The organism is Rhodanobacter sp. B04 (genome assembly GCF_002001125.1).
In the GTDB taxonomy this organism is placed as follows: Bacteria; Pseudomonadota; Gammaproteobacteria; order Xanthomonadales; family Rhodanobacteraceae; genus Rhodanobacter.
This window is the reverse complement of record NZ_MUNV01000009.1, coordinates 90,101-108,412: the sequence shown is the minus strand read 5'-3', so window position 1 is coordinate 108,412 and position 18,312 is coordinate 90,101. Positions and strand designations below refer to the sequence as shown.

14 protein-coding genes are annotated in these 18,312 nt (G+C 66.0%); 9 read left to right on the top strand and 5 right to left on the bottom strand.

Annotation, left to right across the window (positions count from 1 at the left end; genetic code table 11):
* Positions 1 to 38: 38 nt before the first annotated feature.
* Complete coding sequence (gene hrpA, locus B0E46_RS08255) at positions 39 to 4,109, top strand: ATP-dependent RNA helicase HrpA (RefSeq protein ID WP_077555312.1); 4,071 nt, start codon at positions 39 to 41, stop codon at positions 4,107 to 4,109.
* 9 nt (positions 4,110 to 4,118) lie between these two features.
* Here hrpA and B0E46_RS08250 read toward each other — a convergent pair whose 3' ends face one another.
* A complete protein-coding gene (locus B0E46_RS08250) occupies positions 4,119 to 4,562 on the bottom strand; it encodes a hypothetical protein (protein WP_168171167.1) in 444 nt (147 codons plus the stop codon).
* A gap of 349 nt (positions 4,563 to 4,911) precedes the next feature.
* Positions 4,912 to 5,391, bottom strand: coding sequence for a hypothetical protein (locus B0E46_RS08245; protein ID WP_077555310.1), 480 nt, complete (start codon positions 5,389 to 5,391; stop codon positions 4,912 to 4,914).
* Positions 5,392 to 5,560: 169 nt separating this feature from the next.
* On the opposite strand from B0E46_RS08245, the gene B0E46_RS08240 reads away from it, so the two are divergent.
* The 5 genes from B0E46_RS08240 to B0E46_RS08220 all read left to right on the top strand — a co-directional run bounded on the left by B0E46_RS08240 (position 5,561) and on the right by B0E46_RS08220 (position 13,363).
* Positions 5,561 to 7,687, top strand: coding sequence for a bifunctional (p)ppGpp synthetase/guanosine-3',5'-bis(diphosphate) 3'-pyrophosphohydrolase (locus B0E46_RS08240; RefSeq protein ID WP_077555309.1), 2,127 nt, complete (start codon positions 5,561 to 5,563; stop codon positions 7,685 to 7,687).
* Between the two features lie 138 nt (positions 7,688 to 7,825).
* Complete coding sequence (locus B0E46_RS08235; RefSeq protein WP_077555308.1) at positions 7,826 to 9,526, top strand: hypothetical protein; 1,701 nt, start codon at positions 7,826 to 7,828, stop codon at positions 9,524 to 9,526.
* A 7-nt stretch (positions 9,527 to 9,533) separates the two neighbouring features.
* The gene (locus B0E46_RS08230) at positions 9,534 to 10,373 is read left to right on the top strand and encodes an NAD-dependent epimerase/dehydratase family protein (protein WP_077555307.1); all 840 of its coding nucleotides are present in this window, start codon (positions 9,534 to 9,536) and stop codon (positions 10,371 to 10,373) included.
* A 108-nt stretch (positions 10,374 to 10,481) separates the two neighbouring features.
* A complete protein-coding gene (gene mrcB, locus B0E46_RS08225) occupies positions 10,482 to 12,827 on the top strand; it encodes a penicillin-binding protein 1B (protein WP_077555306.1) in 2,346 nt (781 codons plus the stop codon).
* Positions 12,828 to 12,829: 2 nt separating this feature from the next.
* A complete protein-coding gene (locus B0E46_RS08220) occupies positions 12,830 to 13,363 on the top strand; it encodes a tetratricopeptide repeat protein (protein WP_077555305.1) in 534 nt (177 codons plus the stop codon).
* Positions 13,364 to 13,814: 451 nt separating this feature from the next.
* On the opposite strand, the gene B0E46_RS08215 is transcribed toward B0E46_RS08220, so the two are convergent.
* Both B0E46_RS08215 and B0E46_RS08210 read right to left on the bottom strand, forming a co-directional pair.
* The gene (locus B0E46_RS08215; RefSeq protein WP_139350471.1) at positions 13,815 to 14,207 is read right to left on the bottom strand and encodes a BPSL0067 family protein; all 393 of its coding nucleotides are present in this window, start codon (positions 14,205 to 14,207) and stop codon (positions 13,815 to 13,817) included.
* A gap of 128 nt (positions 14,208 to 14,335) precedes the next feature.
* Positions 14,336 to 14,725, bottom strand: coding sequence for an MAPEG family protein (locus B0E46_RS08210; RefSeq protein WP_077555304.1), 390 nt, complete (start codon positions 14,723 to 14,725; stop codon positions 14,336 to 14,338).
* Positions 14,726 to 14,830: 105 nt separating this feature from the next.
* On the opposite strand from B0E46_RS08210, the gene B0E46_RS08205 reads away from it, so the two are divergent.
* Genes B0E46_RS08205 through B0E46_RS08195 form a run of 3 tightly spaced genes read left to right on the top strand, consistent with a single transcriptional unit; the run spans position 14,831 to position 17,617 of the window.
* On the top strand, positions 14,831 to 16,789 hold the full coding sequence (locus tag B0E46_RS08205) for an ATP-dependent DNA helicase (protein WP_077555303.1): 1,959 nt from the start codon (positions 14,831 to 14,833) through the stop codon (positions 16,787 to 16,789).
* 11 nt (positions 16,790 to 16,800) lie between these two features.
* Positions 16,801 to 17,169, top strand: a complete 369-nt coding sequence (locus tag B0E46_RS08200; protein WP_077555302.1) for a VOC family protein — start codon at positions 16,801 to 16,803, stop codon at positions 17,167 to 17,169.
* A 43-nt stretch (positions 17,170 to 17,212) separates the two neighbouring features.
* Positions 17,213 to 17,617, top strand: coding sequence for a DUF4440 domain-containing protein (locus tag B0E46_RS08195; RefSeq protein WP_077555301.1), 405 nt, complete (start codon positions 17,213 to 17,215; stop codon positions 17,615 to 17,617).
* Positions 17,618 to 17,621: 4 nt separating this feature from the next.
* Here the strand turns inward: B0E46_RS08195 and lepB are convergent, their stop codons facing one another.
* Complete coding sequence (gene lepB, locus B0E46_RS08190; RefSeq protein WP_077555300.1) at positions 17,622 to 18,296, bottom strand: signal peptidase I; 675 nt, start codon at positions 18,294 to 18,296, stop codon at positions 17,622 to 17,624.
* Positions 18,297 to 18,312 lie beyond the last annotated feature (16 nt).

Sequence of the window (18,312 nt, the reverse complement as noted above, 5' to 3'; positions counted from 1 at the left end):
GATCCCGCCGATAGCCAGCGGCTATCATGTGCGGTTCCATGAATGACGTCACGCCGCCTGCACCCGCCATTTCCCCCGACGCCCGCCTGCGTGCCTTGCACAAGGCGCTCGACGGCGTGTGCAGCCGCGACTTCGGTCGCCTGCTGGGGCGCTGGCGCGGGCTGTCGCGCAAGCCGGAGGCGGGCAGGCTCGATGCGCTGGCCGCCGATATCGAACGTTCCGCCGCCAAGCGTGCCGCGCGCAAGGCGTCCAAGCCGGCGATCCGTCTGGACGAATCGTTGCCGATCACCGCACGCGCCGACGACATCGTCGCGCTGATCCGCAAGCACCAGATCGTGGTGATCGCCGGCGAAACCGGTTCGGGCAAGACCACCCAGTTGCCGAAGCTGTGCCTCGCCGCCGGTTGTGGCGAGGCCGGCATGATCGGCTGCACCCAGCCGCGTCGGCTGGCCGCGCGCTCGGTGGCACACCGGGTGGCGGAGGAGCTGGGCACGCCGCTGGGCGAACAGGTGGGTTTCCAGGTGCGCTTCAACGACCAGGTGTCCGAGCGCAGCCTGATCAAGTTCATGACCGACGGCATCCTGCTGGCCGAAACACAGGGCGATCCGTGGCTGTCCGCGTACGACACCATCATCATCGACGAGGCGCACGAGCGCAGCCTCAACATCGACTTCCTGCTCGGCTATCTGAAGCAGCTGGCGAAGAAACGTCCGCAGCTGAAGATCATCGTCACCTCGGCGACGATCGACACCGCGCGGTTCGCCGAGCATTTCGATGGTGCGCCGGTGGTCGAGGTGGAAGGGCGCGCGTATCCGGTCGAGTTGCGCTGGCGCTCGCTGGACGAAGTCGCCGCGCGGCAGGGCCGCAGCAAGGACATGCAGCAGGGCAGCGCCGAGCATATCGCCGCGGTGCTGGATGAAATCAGCCACGACGACCCGCGCGGCGACGTGCTGATCTTCCTGCCCGGCGAGCGCGAGATCCGCGATGCGCATCTGCTGCTGTCGCGCCGGCAGTACCGCGAGACCGAGATCATGCCGCTGTATGCGCGGCTGTCCGCCGGCGACCAGGACCGTGTGTTCAAGCCCGGCATCAAGCGCCGCGTGGTGCTGGCGACCAACGTGGCCGAAACCTCGCTGACGGTGCCGCGCATCCGCTACGTGATCGACACCGGCACCGCGCGGGTCAAGCGTTACAGCCAGCGCAGCCAGCTCGAGCGGCTGCACGTGGAGCCCATATCGCAGGCCGCCGCCGACCAACGCAAGGGCCGTTGCGGTCGCGTGGGCCCGGGCATCTGCTACCGCCTGTACGACGAGGCCGATTACGCCAGCCGCGCCGCATTCACCGATCCGGAGTTGCTGCGCTCGTCGCTGGCCAACGTGATCCTGCGCATGCTGGCCTTGCAACTGGGCGAGGTGGACGAGTTTCCGTTCATCGAGGCGCCTGATCCGCGCGTGGTGGCGGACGGCTATCGGCGCCTCGCGGAAATCTCGGCGATCGACGACGCGCGCAAGCTCACCGCGATCGGCCGCACGCTGGCGAAGCTGCCGATCGACGTGCAACTGGCGCGCATGCTGGTCGAGGGCGAGAAGCTGCATTCGTTGCGCGAACTGCTGACGATCGTGTCGTTCCTGAGTATCCAGGATCCGCGCGAGCGTCCATCCGACGCGCGCCAGCAGGCCGATGCCGCGCATGCCGCCTTCGCCGACCCGAAGTCCGACTTCGTCGGCGTGCTGAACCTGTGGAAGGCTTATCACGACGCGCACGAGGAAATGACCCAGTCGAAGCTGCGCGACTGGTGCTCGCGGCACTTCCTCAGCTTCATGCGCATGCGCGAATGGCGCGAGCTGCATCGGCAGTTGCTGCTGGTGGTGCAGGAGTTGGGGTGGAAGCTGGATGCTCTTGCTCCTTCTCCCCTGCGGGGAGAGGGCCTGGATGCGGGGGTAATCTCGCGAGAGAGCGGAAAGGAAAAGCGCGCTTCGCCTGTGCGTTCCCGCGAGCACCGGCCCCTCACCTCAATCCGCTCTCCAAAGGGAAGAGGAGGCGAACGCGAAGAGCAGGTTGTTGATGAAAAAGACACTGCACGTCTTTTCGAATCCATCCACCGCTCCCTGCTCGCCGGCCTGCCGACCCAGGTCGGCCGCAAGGACGAGAAGGGCGTCTACCAGAGCACGCGCGAGCGGAAGTTCCAGCTGTTCCCCGGTTCGGCGTTGGCGAAAGTACCGCCGAACTGGGTATTCGCCGCGCAGATCCTCGATGTGGGCGGCAAGGTGTGGGGCATGATGAATGCGCGCATCGAACCGCTGTGGATCGAGCAGCAGGCGGCGCATCTGTTGCGCGCGTCATGCCGCGATGCGCACTGGTCGAAGAAACGCGGCTGCGTGATCGCCTACGAGCAGGTCAGCCTGTTCGGCCTGACCCTGGTCGAACGCCGGCCGGTGACGTTCCAGCAGCAGGACCCCGCGCTGGCGCATGAAATCTTCCTGCGCGAGGCACTGGCCCGCGGCGACATCGACAGTCGTGCGGACTTCGTGCGCGCCAACCAGCGTGTTTTGGAGGATGCCCGCGGCATCGAGGCGAAGCAGCGTCGCGAAGGTCTGATCCGCCACGAGGACGAACGGGTGCGCTTCTTCGAGGGCAAGCTGCCGCAGGAGATCGCCAGCGGTCGCGCACTGGATGCCTGGTATCGCAAGGCGCGCCCGGCCGAGCAGGCGGCACTGCGCTGGTCGATCGACGATGTGATGCAAGGTGGTGCGGGGCTTGATACGAAAGCGTTTCCTGCGGCGCTGGAAATCCCCCCGCAACGTTACCGCCTGGAATACCGCTTCATGCCCGGCGACGAGGCCGATGGCGTCACCCTGCACCTGCCTCTGGCGATGTTGAATGCCTTGCCGGTGGCACGTTGCGAATGGCTGGTGCCGGGCCTGCTGGGCGAGAAGGTGGCCGAGCTGATCCGTGGCCTGCCCAAGTCGCTGCGACGCAACTTCGTGCCGGCGCCGGATTTCGCGCGTGCCTTCGGCGAAGCCGAAACGCCGCGTGACGAGACGTTGCCGAAAGCGTTGGCGAGTTTCCTCAAGCGAACTACGGGTGTCGAGATTGCTGCCGGTGAATTCGCCGCGGTCGAGCTTCCGGCACATTTCCAGATGCGTTATCGCCTGCATGACGAGCAGGGCAGCACGCTCGGCACCTCGCGCGATCTTGCTGCCTTGCGCGGGCAGTGGGAGGGACAGGCGCGCGAAGCGTTCTCGCGCAAGACCGACATCGAACTGACCCGTGAGGACGTCGCCCGCTGGGACTTCGAGGAAATCCCGGCGCAGGTACGTTCCGACGGCGGCCTGCTGGCGTTCCCGGCACTGGTCGACCTGGGCGAGACGGTGGCGCTGCGTGTGTTCGAGCGTCGCGACGAGGCACGGGTGGCGCATGCGCAAGGCGTGATACGGCTGCTGCGCAACGCGCTGGCCAGCGACATGAAGCAGGCGCGCCGCCGCCTGCCGATCGCCAATCCGCTATCGCTGAAATACGCGCCGCTGGGCAGCGTCGATGGCCTGCGCGAGGATCTGGTCGAAGGCGGTTTCGCCGACCTGCTGGAACGCCACGATCTGGATGTCCGCACGGCTGGGGCATTCGAGAGCCTGCGCGCACAGGCCTCACACGGGCTGTTCGCCGCCGCCATGGAACGGTTGAAGCTGGCCGAGCCGATCATCGAGGCGCAGGCCGAGCTGAAGCCCTGGCTGCAGCCGCCGCTGATGGGTTTCGCCCGCGCCAGCTACGACGACCTGCGTGAACAGCTCGACGCACTGCTCAGCTCAGGCTTCCTGCGTGCATTGCCTGCCGCACGGCTTGCCCACTATCCGCGCTACCTGAAGGCGATGCGCCTGCGTGGCGAGCGCCTGCGCCAGGATCCGGCAAAGGACCAGCAACGCATGCTGCAGGTGCTGCCGTACTGGCGCGCGTACCTGCAGCACCGCGCCGCCGGCACGCCGGCTCTCGACGAACTGCGCTGGCTGATCGAGGAGTGGCGCGTCTCGCTGTTCGCGCAGGAACTCAGGACTGCCGAACCGGTGTCGGCCAAGCGGTTGGCAAAGGCGCTCGACATGCTGGTCCGAGCTTGACGATGCGGCTCAGTTGACCGGAGTGACCCGTGCGCTGGCGTTGTAGCCCTTGACCTTGAGCAGCCAGCCGCCGAGCAGGCCGGGCTTGATGGTCACTTCGGGATCTTCAAGCGTCTTGCCCGTGGTCAGGTCGCTGTCGTCGATTACGCGCCACTGCTGGCCATTCTGCAGGGTGAACGTGGTGTGCGGGCCCCAACCCTTGAAGCTGCCGGCGATGCGGTTGAGCACGGTATCGTCGGGCACTTCGGTCTTGTTGGCCGATGTGCCGTGGTGGCTGAACCAGCCACTGCTCCGCGCGGGCTTGCCGGCGGCGGCCGAGGCCGAGGCCGCCTCGGAAGCAGGCACCGCTGCGGCCAACTCGCCGGCGTGGACGGATAACCATTGCTGCAGATGCTTCAGTTCGGCCGGAGTGAGCCGGTCCAGCCCCGACTCGTGGAAATCGTTTTCGCCCATATGCTGCTGCAGCGTGCTTGCCTGTTGGGCGTGCAGCGAGAGGCATGGCAGAGCAAGTGCGCACAAAAGAGGCAGGAACAAGTGGCACGAACGTGTCGTCATGACGAAGGTCCCGTAACGGAGATGTGGCGGACAAGAGGCGGATTCTGCGTGGCAAACCGGTATCGCACAATCGCCATCGCCAGGGCGATGACAACGCCGTTCCGTGAGGAAGCTACCGTTCACAGTTCAATGCGCATTTGGAATCACGATCCTGCCCTTCGGGGGCTTCGGGCAGGCACTCGGGATCGCCGCGCCGGCATCTGCCCGGCGTCGGCAAAGACCCTGGGCCCTGTCCTGGCTGGTGCGTTCAGCGCACGCGTTCGACGTGCACACTGTCGTTGCAGCCATCCACATACATGAGCCAATCGCCCATGATCGATGGCTTGACCTTGGCGGCCGGATTGTCCGAGTTCGCGCAGGAAGGGGCGTCCGACCCTACCTGTTTCCATATCTGGCCGTTGTCTAGCGTGAACTGGTCATGGCCATGCCAGCCGGCGAAGTGCCCCACGATGTGTGCGTTGATCTTGCTGCGCTCGGACTTGGCCGTATAGAACACCGGGTTGCCACTGGAGTCGACGACCTTGGTCGTGACCTTGCCATGCGAGTTCAGCCAGTTATCGAGGTTGGCCAATTCCTGTGGCGAGAGCTTGTCGAGTCCGGCAGCCTTGAATTCGTCGCTGCTCATGCGTTGCTGAAGGTCATTGGCCTGCTGGGCGTGTATCGAGATGCAGCAGAATGGGAGTGCAAGCAGCAAGGGCAGGATCAGGTGGCGTGGGCGAATCGGCATGGATGCATCCTCTGGCTGTGTTGGACCGCGGAACATGAGGGCAATTCTGCGCGGTAAGCACCATCAGGCCAAGCCTTGTGTCTGCTGCGGCCGTTTCATGAGATGCAGGGTGTGATGGGTACCGTCCGGCTGCGGCTACTATGACAGCCGACAGCAGGTACTTTTTCCCATGGCCCGAGCCGATAAATCTCCAAGCCTGCAGCAATGGCGCGACCGCGCCAGCAGCTTGCCGCCCGCGCTGGCCGAGGCGCTGCAGGCGTGCGGCCAGCACCCGGTGCCCGATGCCGAATGCTGCGATGTGCTGGATCTGCTGGGCATGCTCGGTTGCGACGCACAGACCCAGGCGGCGGCACTGTGGTTCGAGCTGGCGCGGGTGGATCCGGCGCTGTGGGCTGCACGGGCAGCCGGATTGCCGGCCGAGCTGCAGCGACTGGTCGGTGGCCAGCAGGCCGCCGAGCAGGTGTGGGCGCTGCATGCGCAGCGTGCCCCCGAAGGCGGTTCCGAAGGCTTGCGCCGGCTGCTGCTGGCGATCGTGCGCGATCTGCGCGTGGTATTCGTGCTGCTGGCGCGCCAGCTGGCACGGATGCGCGCGGCGGCCGCGCTGCCGGCGGAACAGCGTGAGGCACTGGCGCGGCTGACCCGCGACATCCATGCGCCGCTGGCGAACCGGTTGGGTATCTGGCAATTGAAATGGGAGTTGGAGGATCTGGCCTTCCGCTTCCTGCAGCCGGAGACCTATCAGCGCATTGCCAAGCTGCTGGACGAGCGCCGCGCCGATCGCGAAGGCTTCATTCGTGACTCGCTGGCCGAATTGCAGCAGGCGCTGACCGTGGCCGGCATCCGTGCCGACCTGGCCGGGCGGCCGAAACACATCTACTCGATCTGGAAGAAGATGCAGCGCAAGGCGCTGGAGTTCTCCGACCTGTACGACATCCGCGCGGTGCGCGTGCTGGTCGACAACGTCACCGACTGCTATGCCGCGCTGGGCGTGGTGCATGCGCGCTGGCCACACTTGCCGGGCGAGTTCGACGACTACATCGCACGGCCCAAGAGCAACGGCTATCAGTCGCTGCACACTGCCGTGCTGGGTCCGGCTGGACGTACGTTGGAGGTGCAGATCCGCACCCACGAGATGCATCGCGCGAACGAACTGGGCGTGGCCGCGCACTGGCGCTACAAGGAAGGCGGCAGCGCCGATGCCGAGTTCGAGGCGAAGATCGCCTGGATGCGCAAGCTGCTGGAGCCGCGCGGAGACGACGACAGCGCGCTGGCCGCCGACCTGCATACCGAGCTGCTCGAAGACCGCGTCTACCTGCTGACGCCCAAGGGCGAGGTGTTCGATCTCGCGCGCGGCGCCACCGTGCTGGACTTTGCCTATCTGGTGCATACCGAGGTCGGCCATCGCTGTCGTGGCGCCAAGGTCAACGGCCGCATCGTGCCGCTGACATTCCAGCCGCAGAGCGGCGATCGCGTGGAGATCCTCACCGCCAAGGTGGCCGATCCCAGCCGCGACTGGCTGTCGCCGCATCACGGTTACCTCAACACGTCCCGCGCGAAGGACAAGGTGCGCGCGTGGTTCCACCGGATCGCCCACGACACCAACCTCGCGGTCGGCCGCGGCATGTTCGAGCGCGAGCTGAAACGCCTGGCGCTGTCGACGGCGGATGTCGCGAAGCTGCCTGCGCATTTCCACCTGAAGAACCACGACGAATTGCTGATTGCGTTGGCGCTGGGCGAGATCACGCCCGGCCAGATCGCCCGCGTGCTGCAGGAGGCTGCGCAGCCGGTCGAGCCGGTGCCGGCGACAACGCCGGTTACGGCACGGCTGAGCACGCCCGAGCACGGCGCGCTCAGCATCGAGGGCATCGGCAACCTGCTGACCACGCTGGCGCGCTGCTGCCAGCCGTTGCCGGGAGATGCCGTACGCGGCTTCATCACCAAGGGCCGCGGCGTGTCGGTGCATCGCGCCGATTGCGGCAGCCTGGCGCGGCTGGCACGGCGCGATCCGGACCGGGTGATCGAGGTCAGCTGGGGACGTGTCGCGGCGAAGGCCTACGAGGTGGACGTGGAGTTGCGCGGCTACGATCGCAAGGGTCTGCAGAAGGATGTCACCGGTCTCATCAGCAATGCCGGTGCCCACATCATCGCCTCGTCCAGCCGGCTGATCGCGAATACCGGCGAGGTGGAGATGCGCTTCACCCTGCGTGTGCGCGACTTCGACCAGTTGTCGACCCTGCTCGGCAAGCTGCAGGCGCTGCCCAATGTGGTCGATGTGCGGCGTGTGGGTGCGGGCTGAACTCCCGGCATCCCCGCGAGTCTCAGGTCCGGTAGCCTCGCCACGGGTCCGCCGCAAGCTGAACGCCGGTTCGAGCGGCGCGAAGCGCGCCGGGGGCCCGATGCTAAGCTGCATCCGTTGCTTGCACAGACATGGAACATGAGCGGACGCCGAGACCAGCACGAAGCGAATTCACACGGTCGCACCGAACCTACCCTGGGTGATCTCGATCACCTCGACGAGTCGCCGCGCGTAAGCGCAGGCGATGGTTTGCCGCAAGTCAGGATCGAACCGCGCCGCCCGCGTGAACGGACGACGTCGCCAGCGTCGGGTCGCGCCGGTCGGCGCGGCTGGCTGGTGCCGTTTCTGCTGTTGCTGGTGATCGCCCTGGCCGCGGCGCTGTGGTTCAACCAGAACCGCCTGCGCGGCATGCTGCCGCGCACCGATTTCAACAACGTGCTGGGACAGGCGCAGCAGGCCTTGCAGGCTGGCCATCTGGACGGCCAGGACGGCACCAGTGCGCGCGAGCTGTTCCAGGCTGCATTGGCGCTGGCGCCGGACAACGATCGTGCCCGCGATGGCCTGCGCCAGGTGGGTCAGGCCGAATTGTCCCAGGCCGATGCCGCGCTGCAGGCCGGCCAGCTTGGTCAGGCTGCACAGCAGGCGGCGGTGGCGCGCGAGTTGCTCGGCGGCGGCAGCGACATCGACCGGCTCGACCAGTCGATCAGCAGTGCGCGTGCGGCGCAGGTGCATACCGTGGATCTGGTGGATCGCGCTCAGCAGGCACTCGCTGCCGGCCAGTTGGATGGCCCCCAGGGCGCCGGGGCTCTGTACCGGCAGATACTGCAGGCCGATCACGGCAATGCCGTGGCGTCGCACGGGCTGGACCAGGTCGGTGATGCACTGGCAGTGCGCGCGCGCAAGGCATTCGATGCGAATGACAGCACGACAGCGAACGCCAGCATCGAACAGCTCGCCGAACTGCAGCCGAACAATGGCGCGCTGCCGGCGTTGCGTGCGCTGCAGTCACAGGTGCGCCAGCAGGACAACACGGCGCTGGATGCAGCGCTCAAGCAGGGCCAGGATGCGTTGCGCGCAGGCCGCATCGGTGGTGCCGGCGAGGATACCGCGCTGACCCATTTCCAGGCTGCACTGGCGCTGGATCCTGACAACGTGCAGGCCAGGCGCGGTCTCGGCGACGTGGCGGAGGCACTGACTGTGCAGGCGAACGCAGCGATCGATGCCGGTGACACAGTCCAGGCCGGCAAATTGCTTGACCAGGCAGCTGCACTGGCACCGAAATCGGCCGATCTCGCGGCGGCGCGGGCGCGACTGGCCAGTGCCGCGCAGGCACCGGCTGCCACGGCGTCGCCGGATGACGACAACGTCGCGGCTCCTGCACCGGCACCGTTGTCGCCCCAGCAGAGCGCCCAGGTGGCGCGGCTGGTGCAGCGCGCCCAAGTGGCGACTCGCAGCGGCAACATCATGATGCCGCCCGGCGACAGCGCCTATGACCTGTATCGCAGCGCCTTGGCGATCGACGGCAACAATGCCGCCGCCATGCAGGGCCTGCAGGGGCTGCCGGGCCAGGTCGAGCAACAGTTCAACCAGGATCTCGCCAATGGCAGGCTGGGGCAGGCCAACGACATGCTGGCGAACCTCGCCGATCTGGCGCCGGGCGATGCGGCGCAAGGCGCGCTCAGCAACCGGCTGGCGTCGGCGTGGCTGGATCAGGCCGAACAGCAGCTGTCGAACGGCGATCGTGTGGGCGCGGCGCAGTCGCTTGAACGGGCCCGCAAGCTGGCGCCGAGCCACCCGCGCGTGCTGGACCTGAGCGCGCGCCTGCAGGCCAGCCAGTGAGCGCGGAATGACGGTACTGGTTCTTGGTGGCAGCAGCCAGATCGGTCATTTCCTGTTGCCGCGGCTGCGAGCCAGCGGCGAGCATGTGCTGGCGCTCAGTCGCCATCCACGACCGCTGCAGGCGGGCGTGGACTGGCTGCACGGTGCGCTGCCCGATGCCGTGCCGGAGCTGCCGCCGTTGTCGGCGATCATCAGTTTCGGGCCGCTGTGGGCGCTGGCCGAATGGCTGGCGCAGGCCCCGCTGCACGATGCGCCACGGGTGGTTGCCACCAGCTCGATGAGCGCCGAGACCAAGCGTGATTCCAGCGTGCCGGCCGAGCGCGAGGTCGCGCGCCAGCTGCGTGATGGCGAGGTGGCGCTGGCTACGGCCTGTGCCCGTCACGGCTGCGCCTGGACCGTACTGCGGCCAACCCTGATCTATGGCGCCGGGCTGGACAAGAGCCTGACGCCGATCGCGCGGCGTGCCATGCGGCTGCGACTGTTCCCGTTGCCGGCCGGCAGCGGCCTGCGCCAGCCGGTGCATGCCGACGATATTGCGCAGGCCGTGCTGGCCGCACTCGAGTGTCCGGCTGCCGCCGGTCGCATCGTGTCGATCGGCGGTGGCGAACGGCTGCCGGCCGCCGCCATGTTTGCGCGCGTGCGCCAAAGCTTGCCGCGAGCCACCGTGCCGCTGCCGCTGCCGGCATGGCTGCTGCGGCTTGGGCAGCATGCCGTGCCGCCGCTGCGCGGGCCACTGAACCGGCTGGACGCCGATCTGGTCGCCGACAACGACGAGTTGCAGCGTTTGCTCGGCATCAGTCCGCGGCCGTTCCGTCCCGAATCGTCGATGTGGATGTCGCCGGTGTAGACGCGGCCACGTCGCCCTTGTTCTGCCCCGAAATCGGCCGTGGCGTTCATATGCGCGCCGGGGTGCAGGCCCTATCATCGAACCACTTTGCTACCGGATTCCCCCACGTTGGCCTTTCTGACCCGTACTCGCTCGTTCGCGCATCGTTGCTGGCCGTGGTTGCGCATCCCGTTCTGGATCGGCACCGGCCTGTTGTTCGGCTTCGTGTTGCCGTACACGCTGGTGCTGAACAAGCGCGTGCAGGATCGCTTCAATGACCTGGTCTTTGCCGTGCCCACGCGCGTCTATGCGCGGCCATTGGCGCTGGCTGCCGACACGCCGATGACACCGGCGGCGCTCGAGCTGGAGCTGACCTTCGCCGGCTACAGCCAGGATGGCCACGGCCAGGTGGCCGGCAGCTGGGTGAAGCAAGGCACGCACTACACGATTTCCTCGCGCGGTTACGCCGGTCCGGATGGCGGCGAGCTGCCCAAGCGCATCCGTGTCACGCTGGGCAGCGGCGTGGTGCAGTCGGTGCAGGACATGGGCACCGGCAAGAACATGGCGCTGGCCCATCTGGATCCGGCGCGCATCGCCACGTTGTACGGCGCCAAGCAGGAAGAGCGTCGCTTCGTGCGGCTGGCCGACGTACCGCCGCTGCTGCTCAGCGGCTTGCAGGCGGTCGAGGATCGCGATTTCAAGCACCATCTCGGCGTCGACTTCAGTGCGATCGCGCGTGCCGCCTTCGCCAACCTGCGTGCAGGGCATACCGTGCAGGGCGGCTCCACGTTGACCCAGCAGCTGGTGCGCAACCTGTTCCTGAATCGTGACCAGAATTTCACGCGCAAGATCAACGAAGCCCTGATGTCGATGCTGCTGGAGGCGCACTACAGCAAGGACCGGATTCTCGAGGCGTACGTCAACGACGTGTTCCTGGGCCAGCAGGGCGACCAGGCCGTGCATGGGTTTGCCGCCGCGTCGGAGTTCTACTTCGGACGCCGGCTGGAGGACCTGCGGCCGCAGGAGATCGCTCTTCTGGTCGGCATGGTGAAGGGGCCAAGCTATTACGACCCGCGCCGCGCGCCCGAGCGTGCGCTGACCCGGCGCAATCTGGTGCTGCAGGAGTTCGTCAGCACCGGCCTGCTCAGCGCCGCGCAGGCCAATGCGGCGCAGGCTGCGCCGCTGGATGTGGTCAGCAACGGCCAGCTGCCGCACAACCGCTTCCCTGCCTTCATGCAGTTGGTGCGCACGCAGATCATCAATGATTTCGACGACCAGACCCTGAGCCAGGGCAACCTGTCGGTCTTCACCACGCTCGATCCGGCCGCCCAGCTCTATACCGAACAAGCCATTGCCAGTGCAATGAAGGGGCTCGGCAAGCGTGCCGATGCGCTGCAGGCGGCGGGCGTGGTGACCGATGCGCAGACCGGCAGCGTGCTGGCCGTGGTCGGCAGCAAGATTCCAGGCGACCAGGGCTTCAACCGCGCGCTCGATGCACGCCGCCCGGTCGGTTCGACGATCAAACCATTTGTCTATCTGGTGGCGCTGACCCAGCCCGCGCGCTGGAACCTGGCCAGCCAGCTCGACGACAGCCCGATCAGCATGCGCCAGCCCGATGGCAGCAACTGGACGCCGCAGAACGACGACAACCAGAGCCATGGCCAGGTGCCGATGGTCAATGCGCTGGCGCAGTCCTGGAATCTCGCCAGCATCCGTCTGGGTCTGGACGTTGGCCTGCCGCGGATCAAGTCGTTTCTCGAATCGTTCGGCCTCAGCAACGTCAATCCGGGCCCTTCGCTGCTGATCGGTGCGCTGGATCTGGCACCGATACAGTTGACCCAGCTGTACCAGTATCTGGCTGCGGACGGCCATGCGTTGCCGCTGGTGGCAGTGCGCGGCGTGGTCGATGGCAACGGCCTCACCATCAAGCGTTACCAGGTACAGGGCGGCAACGGCGAATACCAGGATGCCGTGCATCTGACCACCTGGGCGATGCAGCAGGTGGCGTTGCGCGGCACGGCCAGTGCGATCGGCAATTCCGGACTGGCCTGGCTGCACGCAGCCGGCAAGACCGGTACCAGCAACGACACGCGGGACAGCTGGTTTGCCGGCTTCACTGGCGAACATCTGGCGGTGTTCTGGATGGGTCGCGACGACAACAAATCGACCGGCCTGTTCGGCGCCACCGGCGCGCTGCGCGCATGGCGCGAGCTGTTCGCCAAGTTGCCGACCCAGCCGCTCTCCGCCGCGCCGGCCGCCGGGCTGGAGATGGCCTGGATCAACCCGGCCGACGGCAAGCGCACCGAGTCGCAGTGCGAAGGTGCGCTTGAGGTTCCGGTGATTGCGGGCACAGTTTCCACCGATACCGAAGGCTGCTTCTGGCAGGGTGTGCAGAACCTGTTCGGTGGTGGCGATCACCCGGCATCAGCCAGCAGCGCCGCACCTGCCGCCACCGATACTCCCATCCGGAACTGACCATGCTGCATCCGTTCAAGCGTTTGTCCGCCACTTCCATGCTGCTTGTCGTCAGCCTGCTTGCCGGCTGCAGTTTGTTCGAGCGGGCGCCGGCGCCGGCTACGCCGGCCGTGGTGCCGGATCACGACATGATCGGCGCGATCCATGCCGCCGGCGATCGCGAAAAATCCGTCATCGATGTCAACCCGCTGCGCGATCCCGGCGTCACCCTGTTGCAGGATCAGGCCCGGAGCGACGAGCAGGCCGGTCGCTATGCCGACGCGGCAACCAGGCTCGATCGGGCACTCAAGCTGAGCCCGGAGTCGCCCGACCTGCTGCAGGAGCGCGCCGAAATGGCGATACGCCTGAAGGACTACGCCACCGCTGAACGGCTCGCCCACCAGTCGTGGTCACTCGGTCCCAAGCTGGGGCCGCTGTGCGCACGCAACTGGCAAACCATCGTGGAGATGCGCCTGCAAGCTGGTGACGAAGCCGGCGCCGAAACGGCGCGCAAATGGGTGAAGCAGTGCCATAAGGGTGGTGTTCCGCGGTATTGAGTCAGCGTGACATCCTGCCGCTACTGGCAGTGAGCATCGAGGACACTCAACCTTGAACCGTTGCGTAATGTCCGGTACCGGACTTCGCAACGGTGCGTACCTTGCTGCACGGGTCTGGCGATGAAAAGCGAAGTGCCCGTATAAATGCACGCAGCCCAGATGGTTTCTTTGCGACTCGGTGGAAATGTCCAGTTGTCCCGGGATACTCCTTGCGCAGTTTGGCTGTCATCCGGAACCAGCGAAACCTGTTCCGAGGGCGGTCCGGCATAGAACCCGATCCGGTCGAGTACATGGTTTTTTGATGAATCGGCAATCTGCCAGCCAGCCGGCGGATTTGCCGAATTCTGCACATCGAGTGTTGTAGGGCAGTCCACCGGATGCGAAGCAGCCCAGCCGAGTGACGGCATTAGCAACATCAACCATAGGCAAGTTTTCATACGTTTTGTCTTCATTATTCGATCACGTAGAACGTATCGCCGCTATTGCTGCGTTTCGTACCTGGCGGCTTATGAAAGCTGATTGTTCTCTCCAGAACTTCTTCCTGGCTGTTCCATTGGTCCAATACAACGATGCCTCGATTGTCATGACTGAGGTAAATGGCTGCATGCTTGCCCAAGGCATCAGTGGGATATTTCCCGTTGTCGTCGAATGTGGCAATGGCGGTACCTCTCTTCAACTCGCCGGATTTGAAGGACTTGACCAGCCGCCCTCGAGTCCACTTTGAAGTTTCAGGTGCGCTCGTAGCCTGACGTATGAATTCGACGCACTCAGTGTGGTCTTTCGCGTTGACGAATTTCTTTTTCCCATAGACGGAGTTTTCTTCGACGTTCAGCAGATAGGGCATTTCTATCCTCCTTGATAGAAGCTGATGAGGCGCTTGTTCCTTCAACGCACCGACTTCAGTAGAAACTTCATCGCACAAACAGCCATGCGCGACGCAAGGCTGCTAGCCTTCACGCTTGCGATTTTGTTTCAGAACAGGGCGATCAGCAGCAGCGCGATGCCGACGATGCTTGCCAGCCAGATCAGAGTCCGCAAGTAGGGTATGCCTGCCGCATAAACCGGCACGTAAGCCAGCCTGGCCCAGAAGTAAAGTTGGGCGCCCAACACAGTCATGCCGCTGTGACGCTGCAGCAGATGGCCGGTCAGCACGATAGCGATGAAGAACGGGAAGGTCTCCAGGAAATTGGCGCGGGCACGATCCAGTCGGGCGGCCACGCCGGTCAGCGCTGGCGCGACGGCGTCGCGTGCGCCTGCGGCCCAACCCAGTCCGCGCTGACTGACCGAACAGGTCGCGGCAAGCGCGATCTGCACCAGCCCCAGCACGGCACTCCACACCAGCATGCTCAGTTCGGTCGTCATGGTGCGCTCCCCCCGTGATGGTGTCGGCATGGTGAACCTTCGCGGCCGCACACACCAGTGTGCGGCCTGGTTTGCCGCGACAGTCCACTCGGCCATACTTGAGGAATGACTGATCTCGATGATACCGGGTCCGACGACATCGGCACCCTGCTCGGTGCCGATGGCCCGTTCGCACGCGAGCTGCCGAACTTCGCGCCGCGGCTGGCGCAGCAGGCAATGGCGCGGGCGGTGCAGCACGCGATCGCCGGACGCGACACGTTGATCGCCGAGGCCGGCACCGGCACCGGCAAGACGTTCGCCTACCTGGTGCCTGCGCTGCTGTCGGGCGAGCGGGTGATCATCTCCACCGGCACCAAGACGTTGCAGGATCAGCTGTATTTCCGCGACCTGCCCAAGGTGCGTTCGGTGCTGGGTGCGCGGCTGAAGACGGCATTGCTGAAAGGGCGCGCGAATTACCTGTGCCTGTACCGGCTCGACCAGACCGTGCGCGAGGGCGCCACCTACGAGCGCACGCACGCGGCGCAGCTGGCGACGATCCGCGCTTGGTCGGCGCGCACGCACCGCGGTGACCGCATGGAACTGGCCGAGGTACCCGAGGAATCACCGCTGTGGCCACGCGTCACCTCCACGCCGGAAAACTGCCTCGGCGTGGAGTGTCCGTTTTTCGACGACTGCCATGTGGTGAAGGCGCGCCGCGAGGCGATGGAGGCCGACGTGGTGGTGGTCAACCACCATCTGTTGTTTGCCGATCTGGCGCTGAAGCAGGATGGCTTCGGCGAGATCCTGCCGGGCGCGGCAGCCTTCATCCTGGACGAGGCGCACCAGATTCCCGAACTGGCCGGCCAGTTCTTCTCGCAAAGCATCAGCGCGCGACAGCTGGCCGAGTTGGCGCAGGATGCGCTGACCGAGTGCAACGGCATCACCGGCGCGATCGGCCTGCTGCTGGAGCCGGTCGAAGCGCTGCAGGAGGCATTGCGCAAGTTGCGGTTGGCGATGGAGGCGCTGCCGTCGCGCGGTGCGCTCCAGCAACTTGAGGATCGCGTCGGCGTGCGCGAAGGGCTGCACGATCTGCGCGAACTGCTCGCCACACTGGCCGAACTGCTCGCCTCGCAGGCCGAGCGCTCGCGCGGCTTCGCCAACCTGCACGAACGCGCCGAGTTGTTCACCGGACGGCTGGACCGCATCGTCGAATCACACGGCGATCGCGACGTACGCTGGTACGAAACCTTTCCGCGCGGCTTCGCGCTGTACGCCACGCCGCTGGATCTGGCGGTGCCGATGCGCGGCTTGCGCGAGCGCACTCATGCGGCGTGGATCCACACCTCGGCCACGCTGTCGGTGGCGGGCAACTTCGACCACTTCGCGCGCCAGCTCGGGCTGGATGATCCACAGACCTTGAGCCTGGAAAGCCCGTTCGACTATGCGCGGCAGGCGCTGTGCTATCTGCCATCCGGCCTGCCCGATCCGAACGCCCGCGATTACACCGAGCAGGTGGTCGAGACGGTACTGCCGGTATTGCATGCCTCGAACGGTCGCGCCTTCCTGCTGTTCACCTCGCACCGTGCGTTGCGTCGCGCGGCCGAGCTGCTGCAGGACAAGGTGCCATGGCCGCTGTTCGTGCAGGGCAACGCGCCGCGACCACGTCTGCTCGAGGAATTCCGTGCCAGCGGCCACGGCGTGCTGCTCGGTGCGGCGAGCTTCTGGGAAGGCGTCGACGTCGTCGGCGAGGCGCTCAGCGTGGTGGTGATCGACAAGCTGCCATTCGCCGCGCCGGACGATCCGGTGCTGATGGCGCGGCTGGAGGCGCTGGAGCAAGCCGGCATCAACCCGTTCATGGGCTGGCAGGTGCCCAGCGCGGTGATCGCATTGAAGCAGGGCGCCGGCCGGTTGATCCGCGACGTGCACGACCGCGGCGTGCTGGTGCTGTGCGACCCACGGCTGACCACCAAGGGTTATGGCAAACTGTTCCTGGCCAGCCTGCCACCGGTGCCACGCACGCGCGAACTGGCGGATGTGCAGACATTCTTTGACGATGCGAATGCCGCGGCAACAGCCACGGGCTGAGGAGACAGGAGATGGCGAAAGCAATCGGAATCGGTGGGATCTTCTTCAAGGCACGCGACCCGGCGGCACTCAGCGCCTGGTATGCGAGGCATCTGGGCCTGCCTCTGGAAGACTGGGGCGGCGTGCGCTTCGACGAAGATGCGACACGTCCCGGCTCCACGTTGTGGGCGCCGTTCGCCGCCGACACCGGTTACTTCGCGCCGAGTACCCAGCCGTACATGGTGAATTTTCGCGTGGACGACCTTGATGCGCTGCTCGCGCAGTTGCGCGCCGCGGGAGTCACGGTGGACGAGCGCACGGATACCAGTGAACTGGGCCGCTTCGGCTGGATCATGGATCCGGAAGGCACGCGCGTCGAGTTGTGGCAGCCGCCGGCGTAAACGCGTGTGCCTGCGTTTCACTGCGGGCGCGGGAGTCCGATAGGTGACGGCCGAGACGGAACCCGATCTGTCCACCGCGCCTGAACTTCTCGGCGTGCAGGAGGAACTTCGTCGACGCGAACCGATCTTCCATCGCCCCGAAGTCGGCAGCACCCGCGCCGACTTCGAGCGCATGACCGAGGTGGACTTCTGGGAGGTGGGTGCCTCCGGTCGGCGCTATAGCCGGAGTTACGTCCTCGACGTGCTCGATGCGCGGCGCGACTCGCCCGAGCCGGACGTATGGGAGACCTCCGGGTTTCACTGCCGCCAGCTCGCCACGGATCTATACCTGCTCACCTACACGTTGCGACAGGGTTCGCGGCTGACCCGGCGCTCGACCATCTGGCGGCAGGTATCCGGCGGCTGGAAGATCGTGTTCCACCAGGGCACCGAAGTGGTGGGTGCCTGAGCGGTCAGTCCAGGGCTGCGCCAAAGCGATCCCCGCGCGGAAGATAGTGATGCTGCGGGTCCAGCGAGGCGGCCACGTAGCGCGAACGACCGACGATCTCGCCGCGCGGGAAGAAGCCGAGATAGCGCGAGTCCATGCTGTTGTCGCGATCGTCGCCGAGCAGCAGGTACTGGCCCGCAGGGACCTTCACCGGTCCGAAGTTGCTGGCCGGGCTTGGCCAGTTCGCCGACAACCGTATCGCATGGCGCATGTCGCCGTAGTGCTCGATTTCGTAATGCGCCGGGTTTTGCAGATCGTCATGGATGCCGTCGTAGCTGCTGGTGACGTAACTGGCTGCGTGGCCGTTGATGTAGAGCACGTTGCCGCGCATCGCCACCTCGTCGCCAGGCAGGCCGATCACCCGCTTCACCAGCCGCTCGTTGGCGGCGTGCGAATCCAGCACCACGATATCGCCACGCCGCGGGTCGGCCAGATGCAGCAGCGAGATATGGGTCAGCGGCAGGCGGATGTCGTAGGCCGCCTTGTCGACGAAGATGCGGTCGCCGATCTTGATGGTGGGCTGCATCGAGCCGGTCGGCACCACGTTCCAGTCGGCCACCGCGCTGCGGAACATGATCATGCACAGCATGAAGGTGAGGAAACCCTTGTTGCGGGTCAGAAACTTCGCCAGCGTGCGCATTGGAACCCCCAGGCCG